Genomic DNA, 11,083 nt, shown 5'->3' on the forward strand with positions numbered 1-11,083 from the left:
ACAAGATTCGTCCTAGGCTGCAGCCTCTGCCAGCGCCCGCGCCGCTTCATAGTCTGCCTTGCCGTTCGGTGCGCGTGGCACCTTCGGCACCACAACCACCCGCTTCGGCGCCTTGTAGGCGGCCAGGTTCGCCTTCACATGCGCGATCAGATCGGCTTCCGCGGCGGATGAAAGCGTCTCCACAACGGCCGTGACCGCCTGACCCCATTTCTCGTCCTTCACGCCGAACACCAGCGCGTCCTCCACGGCGGCATGCGTCTTCAGCGCTTCCTCGACCTCTTCCGGGAAGATCTTCTCGCCACCGGAATTGATGCACTGGCTGCCACGACCCAGCAGCGTCAGCGTCCCGTCAGCCTCCAGCACCCCCCAGTCACCGGGCATGGTAAAGCGCCGCCCGCCAACTTCCACGAAGGTGCGCGCGGTCTTTTCCGGATCCTTCCAATAGCCGCGCGGGATCAGGCCGCCGGTGCGGGCTACCCGCCCCTGAATACCGGGATCGGTCACCACGCGCAGGCTGCCATCCTCCTCTTCCGCCAGCAGGATGGTATCCGGATCGTGCATGAAGCGTGTCGGCTCCGAGCTATTCGCCACCGACGTGACCGCCGCCCCATAGCCAAGGCCCTCGGAGGAGCCATAGGAATCGACGCACAGCATGGTCGGGCAGTGGGCGATCAGCGCCGCCTTGATTTCCGGGGACCACATCGTGCCGGAGGAGATCATTACCGTGATTCGCCCCAGCTTGCCCTTTCCAGCCTCGATGCTGCGCAGCAAAGGCCGGGCAAAGGCGTCGCCAACGATCACGCAGAAGTCCGGATTGTGCCGCTCGGACAGGGCCAGCGCCTCTTCCGGCTCGAAACCGCGGCCGGTGGCGGTGATCACCGTTCCACCCAGCGCCAGCGCATAGATGCCCATCAGCAGGCCCGTTCCATGCATCAGTGGCGGCAGTACCAGCAACTTCCGCCGCGCCGGATTCGCCAGCACAGCTTCCAGATGCGCCTCCAGCGAGGCCGGCGGTTCGCCACCGATGCTCGCGGTACCGCCGCCCAGTGCCTGCCACAACACGGACTGGTCCCACATCACGCCCTTCGGCATGCCGGTCGTGCCGCCGGTATAGATGAACAACATGTCGTCCGGCTGGTGATCCGCCGCGACTGGCGTGGAATCGCCGCGTGCCACCGCGTCGAAATCCTGCGCCCATGGCGCCGTCTCGCCCCCTACCTGGAGCCACAACTTTACATGCGGCAGCCTGTCCCTGAGGCCGCCAAGCACCTCCGCGAACTCCGCATCGAAGACGACCACGGCTGCGTCGCTGTTATCGAGGATGTAGTGCAGTTCCTCGCCGGTATAGCGATAGTTGACGTTCACATGCACGAGCCGGCCCTTGAATCCGGCAACCGTGGTCGTGAGATAGGCCGGCGAATTCCGCATCAGGTGCGCCAGCCGGTCGCCGGGGCGGGCACCCGCCACGGCAAAGGCATTCGCCAGCGCATTGGAACGGCTGTTCAGCGTTGCCCAGTCGATCGTCTCGTCACCATGGATCAGCGCGGGGGCATTTCCCAGCTTTCCGCCAAGCCGCTCCAGAATTTCTCCGAACGAGACCATGCCACTCCTCTCCACAACAAACCCTCCTGTTGAATTTACATCGTGCAAGCCGGCCAGCAACCGCGCAAAAGGGAGAGAGGGTTCAGGAGAAATGGCAAAATGCGGGCCTGGCGCGTCGAGAAGCTCGAGGGAATTTCGGCACTTGAGCTGCAGGAACTTCCCGATCCGCCGGCACCCGGCGCCGGCGAGGCGACGGTTGCGATGTCTGCAGTCGGCCTCAACTATCCCGATCTGCTGATGCTGTCCGGCGGCTACCAGTTCCGCCCGGAGCTGCCCTACACGCCCGGCATGGAAGGCGTCGGCCGCATCACGGCTGTGGGCGAGGGGGTGGCGGCGGACCTTCTGGGCCTGCGAATGCTGGTCGGTGGCCGCACCGGGCTGCTGGCAGAGCAGTTGACGCTGCCGCTAGCATCGCTTCGCCCGGTTCCCGAAGCGCTCGGAGACGCGGAGGCCGCCGGCTTTACCACCGGGGCGCTCACGGCATGGGTCGCCCTGCAGGTGCGCGGCAGGCTCGCGCAGGGTGAACATCTGCTGGTGCTGGGCGCGGGCGGCGGGATGGGGCTTGCGGCGGTATCGATGGGCGTTGCACTCGGCGCCCGCGTCACGGCGGTCGCCTCCACCGGCGCCAAGCGCGAAGCGGCGCTGGCGGCGGGCGCATCGCAAGTGGTGGAGATGGACCGCGAGGCGCCCGACTTTACCGCGCTCAAGGCCCAGTGCGATGTGGTGTTCGACCCGGTGGGAGGCGCAGCCGTCGTCCCGGCGCTGAAAACTCTGCGCTGGGGCGGTCGCTATCTGGTGATCGGCTTTGTTGGCGGGCGTCCCGATCCGCTCCCGACGAACCTCGCCCTGCTGAAGGGGCTGGAGATCCTTGGCGTTCGCGCCGGGGAGGCGGGCCGGCAGGACCCCGCCATCGGACGCGCGGCGCTTGCCGGTATAGACCGGCTGGCGGCAGAGGGGAAGCTCCGGCCGCAGGTAGGGCTGGAGGTGCCGTTCGAATCCGCTGCGGAAGCGTTTCGCCGCATGGAAGACGGCACGCTGCTTGGAAAGGCCGTGATCCGGGTTCGCGGTTGAGCGGAACAGTCAGGCCCGGAACTGGTTCTCTTCGCGGGCGCACGGCCCGTGGAGATCAGACATGAAGAAGTCGTATATCGGAGCCCTGTTCCTGTCCTCGCTGGTTTTGCTGACCGCGTGCAACACGACCGAAGGCGTCGGCAAGGACATGCAGTCGGCCGGCAAGGAAATCTCGAAAACCGCGGACGAGAACAAGTAGCGCGACGTCTCGCGCCATTGACCGAATCGGGCGGTTGCTCCAAGGCCGGACAAGTCGGCGGAAGCCCTGTTCCGGGGCAACCGGCGACGCTGCGGGAGAGTGCGATGCGGGCAACTGCAAAGCCGCCGAAGGAGCAACCGCCCCCGGAATCTCTCAGGCCAAAGGACCGCAGCGTCGCTTCGTGTTGAAACGGCAGTCTGGAAAGCGCCCCGGTTCGGGTTTCACCCGGTTTCGCGGCCACCGAAGGGGTAAGCTGCGACCGTAAAGGTTGCCGTGAAAGCTCTCAGGTCTCGTGACAGGCGGGGGCGGGCAGGCAGTATATCGCTGCCTTGCAGTCACGAGGTGCGTCCATGGCTGAAGACTCCGCCGACCTGTTGAAATTGCCGCTCGATGCGCTGCACCTGTCGCTGGAAGGCCGCATGGTGCCGTTCGCCGGCTATGCCATGCCGGTGCAATATCCGCTGGGCGTGATGAACGAACATCTGTGGACTCGGCAGCATGCGGGTCTTTTCGATGTCAGCCACATGGGTCAGCTCACGCTGGAAGGGGAGGGCGCCGCCGAATGGCTGGAAAGCATTGCGCCGGGCGATTTCAAGGCGCTGCAACCCGGCCGCATCCGCTATTCCCTGCTGCTGGCCGACGATGGCGGGATCCTCGACGACCTGATGGTCACCAACAGCTCGCATGGCTTTTATCTGGTCGTGAACGGCGCCACCAAGCACGACGATATCGCCCATATGCGCAAGAGCCTGCCCAAGGGTCTGACACTGACGCACATGGAGGGCGCGGCGCTGCTGGCCCTGCAGGGCCCGGAAGCGGTCGACGTGATGAAGCGCCTGGGCGTAAGTCCCGAATTCCCCGGCATTCCTGCAATCGACGAGCTGAAGTTCATGCAGGCCAGCCCCTATCTATGGCAGGGCGTACGCCTGGGCATCAGCCGCTCGGGCTATACCGGCGAGGACGGGTATGAGATTTCCCTCGATCCGCAGGACGCAGAACGCTTCGCCAAGGCGCTGCTGGCCGACGCATCGGTGAAGCCCATCGGCCTCGGCGCCCGCGACAGCCTGCGCCTCGAAGCCGGCCTGCCGCTCTATGGCCATGATCTGACGCCGGAGATCGAGCCGGTGGAAGCCGGGCTCGCCTTCGCCATTTCCAAGCGCCGCAAGACCGAAGGCGGCTTCCCCGGAGCCGACCGCATCCTGAAGGCGCTGCTCGATGGCCCCGCCCGCAAGCGTGTCGGCTTGAAATTCGATGGGCGCCAGCCCGCCCGCGAAGGTGCCGACGTGTTCGTGGGCGATGCCAAAGTTGGCGTCGTCACGTCCGGCGGCTTCGGCCCGTCGGTCGGCGCGCCGGTCGCCATGGCCTATGTCGATGCCGCCCATGCCGCAGACGGCACAGCGCTGGAAGTCGAAGTGCGGGGCAAGCGGCTGGCGGCGACCGTCGTCCCGATGCCCTTCTGGCAGAAGACCTATGTCCGCTGATTTTGGCCGCAATTTTAGCCACCGAGGAGTTTGAGGGATGCGCTACTACACCGAAGATCATGAGTGGCTGGAAGTTTCCGGCAGCACCGCCACCGTCGGCATAACCGATTATGCGCAGGGCCAGCTGGGAGACGTCGTTTTCGTGGAGCTGCCCGAGGCGGGCCGCGCCGTCACCAAGGGCAAGGAAGCCGCAGTCGTCGAATCCGTGAAGGCAGCAAGCGAAGTCTATGCCCCGGTTTCCGGCACCGTCACCGAAGCGAACGCCGCGCTGGAAGGCACGCCGGACCTTGTCAACAGCTCGCCCGAGGCGGACGGCTGGTTCTTCAGGCTGACGCTGTCCGATCCGTCGCAGCTGGAAGGGCTGATGGACGAAGCCGCTTACAAAGCCTTCGTCGACGCGCTGTGAGCAGCGAAACGCCCAACCCTGCCTCGCTGTGGGATGCCGGCCACTATGCCGCCCACGCCGCCTTCGTGCCGGCGCTGGGCGCTCCTGTGCTGGAACTGCTGGCCCCGCAACCGGGCGAGCGAATCCTGGACCTTGGCTGCGGCGACGGCGTGCTGACGGAAAAGCTGGTGGCCGCCGGCGCTTCGGTGCTGGGCGTCGACTATTCCGAGCCGATGCTGGACTCCGCCCGCAGCCGCGGCCTCGACGTGCAGCAGGCCAATGGCGAAGCGCTGACATTCAACGCCGAGTTCGACGCGGTCTTCTCCAACGCCGCCCTGCACTGGATGCTGGATGGCGCAGCCGTTGCCGCCGGCGTGTTCCGCGCGCTGAAGCCGGGCGGCCGCTTCGTCGGCGAAATGGGGGGCGAGGGCAATGTGGCGACGTTGCGCCGCACGCTGCGGGAAACGGTGGAGGCCATGGGCTTCACCCCGCCCACCAGCGATCCGCAATGGTATCCCTCCGTCGCCGAATTCTGCGGCTTGTATGCGGCCGCCGGCTTCACCGACATCGAGGCGCGGCTGATCCCCCGGCCCACGGCGCTTCCGGGCGGCACGAAGGACTGGTTCCGCACCTTCCGCGTCGGTTTCCTCGATACCTCCGGCGTGCCGGAAAACGCCCGCGACGAGCTTGCAGAGCGGGCCTCGCTGCTCGCCGACGCCCAGCTGCCCCGCGACGAACAGGGCCGGACACGCGCCGACTATGTCCGCCTCCGCTTCACGATGAGAAAGCCCGCCTGATGCGCTACCTTCCGCTCACCCCCGAAGACCGGCAGGCGATGCTCGCCAAGGTCGGCGCGACCAGCATCGACGAGCTTTTCGTCGATGTCCCGGCCGAAGCCCGGCTTTCCGCCCCGATCGAGGGCCTGCCGTTTCACAAGCCGGAAATGCTGGTGGAGCGTGAGCTGACCCGCATGGCGAACCGCAACATGGCGGCCGGCCAGTATCCCTTTTTCATCGGCGCCGGCGCCTATCGCCACCATGTGCCGGCCTCGGTCGATCATCTGATCCAGCGCGGCGAATTCCTCACCAGCTACACGCCCTACCAGCCGGAAATCGCCCAGGGCACGCTGCAATATCTGTTCGAGTTCCAGACCCAGGTTGCCCGCCTGCTGGGCATGGATGTCGCCAATGCCTCCATGTACGACGGCTCGACCGCGATGACCGAGGCCATCTTCATGGCCCGCCGCATCACCCGTCGCGGCACCACCCGCATCTCTGCCGGGGTGCATCCGCAATATATCTCGGCCGCGCAGACGCTCTGCCGCTTCACCGGTGACAAGCTGGTGATCGGAGAGCCTGATCTGGCCGGCGGCAACCCCGGCGACGACATCGCCAGACTGATCGCCGGCATCGATTCCGATACCTCCGCCGTGATCGTGCAGAACCCCAATATCTTCGGCCATGTCGCGGACCTCTCCGAACTGGCCGCTGCTGCCCATGCCAGCGGCGCACTGCTGATCGTCGTCGTCACCGAAATCGTCTCGCTCGGCGCCATTCGCTCGCCGGGTGAAATGGGCGCCGACATCGTCGTCGGCGAAGGCCAGTCGCTCGGCGTCGGCCTGCAGTTCGGCGGCCCGCACCTTGGTCTCTTCGCCTGCAACCAGAAGCATGTCCGGCAGATGCCCGGCCGCCTCTGCGGTGAAACGCTGGACGCCGACGGCCGCCGCGGCTTCGTGCTGACGCTCTCCACCCGCGAGCAGCACATCCGCCGCGAAAAGGCGACCTCCAACATCTGTACCAACTCCGGTCTGATGAGCCTTGCCTTCACCATCCACATGACGCTGCTCGGCGAAAAGGGCCTGCGCCATCTGGCCGAACTGAACCACGCCCGCGCCTGCGAAACAGCCGACAAGCTGGCGGCGATTCCCGGCGTGAAGCTGCTCACCCAGCGCTTCTTCAACGAGTTTGCCATCGAAATTCCGGTGCCAGCCCGGCAGGCCGTGCGCGACATGGCGGAAATGGGCGTGCTTGGCGGTGTCAGCGCCGCCCGCCTCTATCCGGGCCATCCGGAGATGGACCGGGTGCTCATACTCGCCGTCACCGAAACCGTCTCCGCTGCAGATATCGACGCGCTGGTGCGCGCCCTTTCCGAGGTTGTCTCCAAATGAGCATGATGAACCAGGGCCGCCCGTCCGCCCCCGGCGCCGTTGCGCCCGCGCACCTTGCCCCCACGGTCACCGGCAACAAGGCATTGATGCTGGAAGAGCCGCTGATCTTCGAGAACGGCAGCGTGGACGTCACCGGAGTCGATCTCGAGGCAGTGCCCGCCCACAAGTCTCGGCTCGCCGGCCTCGAACGCAGCGCCCCCATCGGCTTGCCGGGGCTGGCAGAGGGCGAGGCCGTGCGCCACTACACCCGCCTCAGCCGGCAGAATTACGGCATCGACCTGGGGCTCTTCCCACTCGGGTCCTGCACGATGAAGCACAACCCGCGCCTCAACGAGAAGATGGCGCGGCTGCCCGGCTTCGGCGACGTGCACCCGCTGCAGCCGCAGGACACGGTGCAGGGCGCTTTCGAGCTGATCCACCGGCTGGCGCACTGGCTGAAGACGCTCACCAACATGCCGGCAGTCGCCATGACGCCCAAGGCCGGCGCCCATGGCGAGCTCTGCGGCATCCTCGCCATTCGCGCCGCGCTGGAAGCCAGGGGCGACGCCCGCAAGGTGGTGCTGGTGCCGGAATCCGCCCACGGCACCAATCCGGCGACCGCTGCCTTCTGCGGCTATGAAGTGGAAAGCATCCCCGCCAACGCCCGCGGTCGCGTAGATACCGATGCGCTGATCGCCCGCCTGGGGCCGGACGTGGCGGCGGTGATGATCACCAACCCCAACACCTGCGGCCTGTTCGAGCCGGACATGAAGCGCATTTCCGACGCTGTCCACGCGGCGGGTGCCTATGTCTATTGCGACGGCGCCAACTTCAACGCCATCGTCGGCCGCGTCCGCCCCGGCGATCTCGGCGTCGATGCGATGCACATCAACCTGCACAAGACCTTCAGCACCCCGCACGGCGGTGGCGGCCCCGGCTCCGGCCCGGTGGTCTTCTCCGAAGCGCTGGCGCCCTATGCGCCGATCCCGTTCGTGGTCGAGGAAGAAGCCGCGCCTGGAATTCGCGGCGCAGATAATCGCCGCTTCCACCTGATCGAGGAGGAAACCGCCAACGCCGAGCATCATGAGAACAGCTTCGGCCGCCTCTCCGCCTTCCACGGGCAGATGGGCATGTTCGTCCGCGCGCTCGCGTATATCGAAAGCCACGGAGCCGATGGCCTCAGGCAAGTGGCAGAGGATGCGGTACTGAACGCCAACTACATCCTGCGCAGCCTTGACGACGTGATGTCGGCCCCGTTCGGTGCCAGCGGCCCGTGCATGCACGAGGCGCTGTTCGACGACAGCTATCTGAAGGATTCGGGCATCACCACGCTGGATGTCGCAAAGGCGATGATCGACGAGGGCTTCCACCCGATGACCATGTATTTCCCGCTGGTCGTCCACGGCGCCATGCTGATCGAGCCGACCGAGACCGAGAGCAGGGGCCGCCTCGACCAGTTCATTGAGGCCATGCGCGCGCTCGCCGCCGCAGCGAAGAGCGGTGACACCACCCGCTTTGCCACCGCGCCGCACTTTGCGCCGCGCAGCCGGCTGGACGAAACCCGCGCCGCCCGCACGCCGATCCTCGCCTGGAAGCCGGCGACAGACGAGCGGCAGGCGGCCGAATAGGAGAAGGGCCGAGGTTTCCCCCGGCCCTTCCCCCAACTCACGATCGGTTATTTCGCCTCGACCGGCTTCGGGCGGAATTGGCCCATCCGCTTTTCCAGCTTGCTGCGGCCCGATTTGGCGTCGGCCACGAAGGCCTTGCGATCCGCCGCAGACAGCTTCTGATAGACGGCGATCATCCGATCCTGCCGCGCCTTCTGCTGCGCGTCGATCAGCTGGCGCTCGGTATCCATCGCCTTGCGCAGGGCGTTAACGTCCAGCTTGTCGGCGGCCAGGATGGCTTCCACCCGATCCCGGGAGGCCCGCACATCCTCGCGTCCATCCTTCATGGACGGATCGCGGAGCGCTTCCAGCAGGATCTTGCGGCCTTCCGGCGACACGGTGGGGAACATGCGGTCGCCCTTCCAGCGATCTCCGCGAACGCCGGCCGGAACGGCTTGCGCGCCCGGCGGAGGGGGAGGCGCAGCCTGCGCCAGCAGCGGGCCGGCCATCAGCGTGGCAACGGCGGCGGCCATCAACCTGGTCTTGGTCACAGATAATATTCCTCTTCGTCCGACACGGTGTAGAGCATCGCGAAGCTGTCCATTGACGGATCACTCGCGGATGCCAGCTGCACCCTCTGCTCTGCGCCGGGCGCCGGTGCTGCGGCCTTCTGGGCCGGCAGCAGCGCGATCGCCACGGCGATACTTGCGGCAATCGCCCCGCCTCCCATCAGCAGTGGCAGCCAGCGTCTCGGCGCGGGCTTCGCTGCGGGGTTGGCATCGGCAAAAGCGCCTGCACGGGAAAGAATACGCGCCACCGCGGCGTCATCCCCCGTTTCCTGCCGGCCCCAGGCGGAAAGCGCCGCATCCAGGCTCTTGTCGTCGGTCATTTCAATTCGTCCTTCAGCCCCGTCAGTCGCGTCTTCAATTCGGCCCGCCCCCGCAGCAACAGGCCTTCCACGGCCTTCTCGCTCGTCTCCAGCACCTCGCCGATCTCGGCCATCGAAAGCCCATCGCCGTAAAACAGCGAAAGCGCAGCCCGCTGCCGCGCCGGCAGCGCGGCAGCCGCCGCCTGCACCCGCGCGGCAAGATCCGCATCCTCCGCCTGCTGCAGCGGATCGGGTGCAGCATCCGTCACGTCCATTGCATCATCCAGCGGCTGCGCCGGCTTCAATCGCCGCCGACCGTCCAATGCGCAATTCATCAGCATCCGCCGCCACCAGCCGCCAAAGCTGCCACGCCCCGGATCGAACCGTCCCGCCTCCCGCCACAGCCGCGCAAAAGCGTCCTGCACGGCATCCTCGGCCAACGCATGATCGCCCAGCACCCGGATCGCAGTCGCCAGCGCCGGCCGCGCCAGCAGCGCCGCCAGTTCGCGAAAGGCCCGCGTATCGCCATCAGCAGCACGCGCCAGAAGCAAGGCTTCCACACGCGCTTCCATGCGGGCGTCATTGGCGGCGGCGCTCAGGGCGTGCATGTCTGTCTCACGCTCAGGCATACGCTGCCAACCGGCCATTTCCCCCGCTGGTTCCGCTAATCCTTCGAATCCAGCCATCGCCGCAGCACCGTCCGATGTTGTTCGGGCCGGTCGTTCTCGATCCAGTGGCCGCTCCCCTCCACCATCTGGAAGCTTGCATTCTGCATCCGCGCGGCAAAGCCCTTCAGCGTCTCGGGCCGCGCTTCGTCATATTCGCCTGCCACCAGCAGCGTCGGCACCGACACTTTCGGCAGCAGCGGCTCGCCATCATAGTCGCGCAGCGTGCCCGTCACCACAAACTCGCTCGGCCCCCACATGTAGGTATAGAGTTCCAGGTTGAAATGCGGATCCGTCCGCCCCTGACAGGCCAGATGCAGCGGCGACAGCCGCTCGCGAGAGAGATGCTGGCGGGCATAATAGCGGTCAGCCTCCTGAAAGGCATCGCTGTCATAGTTGCCGGTGCGCTTGGCCTCGACGATCGCTGCCTGATAGTCGGGCGGCAGCTGCGCGATATGGACGCCGGCATCGTTCAGCCAGGCGCGCGTCGAAACCAGCGGGCTGAACAGCACAAGGCTCTGCAACCCCTGCGGCTGCCGCGCGGCATATTCCAGCGCCAGCGTGCCGCCCCAGCTCGTCCCGGAAAGATGAAAGCGCTCGATCCCAAGCGCCGAGCGGACGGCTTCCACCTCGGAAACGAAACGCTCCACATTCCAGTTGGCACGGTCGTTGGTACGATCTGAAAGCCCGCAATCCAGCTGGTCATACAGCACTATCCCACGGCTGTCGGCCAGCGGCAGGGCGCCGACCATGCCGAAATGCGTGCCGCCCGGGCCGCCGTGCAACAGGATGACGGGCAGCTTGTCTCCATCCATCGGCCCGTTGACCCGGCAATAGAGATTGCCGCCTTTCGCCGGCACGCGCCGCTCGAAATCCGGTATGGGGCAGCTGGTGACAGCGGATTGCGAACGCTTGCCGCGGCCGGCAGACTGCGCTCCGATAACGGCAGCAGGGACAAGCAAAAGGCCGGGGGCGGCGGCAAGCATGGCCCGCCTCGAAATGCCCGGCCAGTCGGTCAAGCCGACCTCGCCTTTCCCCGAAGGGTTCCCCCTGCGCTCA

General features: G+C 66.5%; 12 protein-coding genes and 2 riboswitches. Of the genes, 7 read left to right on the forward strand and 5 right to left on the reverse strand.

What is annotated here, in order from left to right; all coding sequences use genetic code 11:
• Nucleotides 1–12: 12 nt before the first annotated feature.
• Nucleotides 13–1,602, reverse strand: coding sequence for an AMP-binding protein (locus IM784_RS13335; protein ID WP_199555836.1), 1,590 nt, complete (start codon nucleotides 1,600–1,602; stop codon nucleotides 13–15).
• Between the two features lie 99 nt (nucleotides 1,603–1,701).
• Here IM784_RS13335 and IM784_RS13340 point away from each other — a divergent pair, with 99 nt between their 5' ends.
• The 7 genes from IM784_RS13340 to gcvPB all read left to right on the forward strand — a co-directional run bounded on the left by IM784_RS13340 (nucleotide 1,702) and on the right by gcvPB (nucleotide 8,512).
• Complete coding sequence (locus IM784_RS13340) at nucleotides 1,702–2,673, forward strand: NADPH:quinone oxidoreductase family protein (protein WP_199555837.1); 972 nt, start codon at nucleotides 1,702–1,704, stop codon at nucleotides 2,671–2,673.
• Nucleotides 2,674–2,734: 61 nt separating this feature from the next.
• Nucleotides 2,735–2,872: an entericidin A/B family lipoprotein gene (locus IM784_RS13345; RefSeq protein ID WP_199555838.1), complete on the forward strand. Its 138-nt coding sequence runs from the start codon at nucleotides 2,735–2,737 to the stop codon at nucleotides 2,870–2,872.
• 82 nt (nucleotides 2,873–2,954) lie between these two features.
• Nucleotides 2,955–3,051: riboswitch (glycine riboswitch) on the forward strand.
• A gap of 8 nt (nucleotides 3,052–3,059) precedes the next feature.
• A riboswitch (glycine riboswitch) is annotated at nucleotides 3,060–3,181 on the forward strand.
• Nucleotides 3,182–3,222: 41 nt separating this feature from the next.
• Nucleotides 3,223–4,353 carry a glycine cleavage system aminomethyltransferase GcvT gene (gene gcvT, locus IM784_RS13350; protein ID WP_199555839.1) on the forward strand — a complete coding sequence of 377 codons (1,131 nt, stop codon included), beginning with the start codon at nucleotides 3,223–3,225 and terminating at the stop codon, nucleotides 4,351–4,353.
• A 37-nt stretch (nucleotides 4,354–4,390) separates the two neighbouring features.
• On the forward strand, nucleotides 4,391–4,759 hold the full coding sequence (gene gcvH, locus IM784_RS13355) for a glycine cleavage system protein GcvH (protein WP_199555840.1): 369 nt from the start codon (nucleotides 4,391–4,393) through the stop codon (nucleotides 4,757–4,759).
• Complete coding sequence (locus IM784_RS13360) at nucleotides 4,756–5,535, forward strand: class I SAM-dependent methyltransferase (RefSeq protein WP_199555841.1); 780 nt, start codon at nucleotides 4,756–4,758, stop codon at nucleotides 5,533–5,535. The genes gcvH and IM784_RS13360 overlap by 4 nt, the downstream gene beginning before the upstream one ends.
• A complete protein-coding gene (gene gcvPA / locus IM784_RS13365) occupies nucleotides 5,535–6,905 on the forward strand; it encodes an aminomethyl-transferring glycine dehydrogenase subunit GcvPA (RefSeq protein ID WP_199555842.1) in 1,371 nt (456 codons plus the stop codon). Before IM784_RS13360 ends, gcvPA begins: the two co-directional genes overlap by 1 nt.
• On the forward strand, nucleotides 6,902–8,512 hold the full coding sequence (gene gcvPB, locus IM784_RS13370; protein WP_199555843.1) for an aminomethyl-transferring glycine dehydrogenase subunit GcvPB: 1,611 nt from the start codon (nucleotides 6,902–6,904) through the stop codon (nucleotides 8,510–8,512). Before gcvPA ends, gcvPB begins: the two co-directional genes overlap by 4 nt.
• 47 nt (nucleotides 8,513–8,559) lie before the next feature.
• Here gcvPB and IM784_RS13375 read toward each other — a convergent pair whose 3' ends face one another.
• From IM784_RS13375 to IM784_RS13390, 4 genes are read right to left on the reverse strand one after another with little or no spacing between them, the layout of a single operon-like run.
• Complete coding sequence (locus IM784_RS13375) at nucleotides 8,560–9,042, reverse strand: periplasmic heavy metal sensor (protein WP_199555844.1); 483 nt, start codon at nucleotides 9,040–9,042, stop codon at nucleotides 8,560–8,562.
• On the reverse strand, nucleotides 9,039–9,380 hold the full coding sequence (locus tag IM784_RS13380; protein ID WP_199555845.1) for a hypothetical protein: 342 nt from the start codon (nucleotides 9,378–9,380) through the stop codon (nucleotides 9,039–9,041). Before IM784_RS13380 ends, IM784_RS13375 begins: the two co-directional genes overlap by 4 nt.
• Nucleotides 9,377–9,967 carry a sigma-70 family RNA polymerase sigma factor gene (locus tag IM784_RS13385; RefSeq protein WP_199555846.1) on the reverse strand — a complete coding sequence of 197 codons (591 nt, stop codon included), beginning with the start codon at nucleotides 9,965–9,967 and terminating at the stop codon, nucleotides 9,377–9,379. The genes IM784_RS13380 and IM784_RS13385 overlap by 4 nt, the downstream gene beginning before the upstream one ends.
• Nucleotides 9,968–10,023: 56 nt before the next feature.
• Nucleotides 10,024–11,043 (reverse strand): proline iminopeptidase-family hydrolase, encoded by a 1,020-nt coding sequence (locus IM784_RS13390; RefSeq protein WP_199555847.1) that lies wholly within the window; start codon nucleotides 11,041–11,043, stop codon nucleotides 10,024–10,026.
• Nucleotides 11,044–11,083 lie beyond the last annotated feature (40 nt).

It is taken from the genome of Sandaracinobacteroides hominis, from assembly GCF_016464365.1.
In the GTDB taxonomy this organism is placed as follows: Bacteria; Pseudomonadota; Alphaproteobacteria; order Sphingomonadales; family Sphingomonadaceae; genus Sandaracinobacteroides; species Sandaracinobacteroides hominis.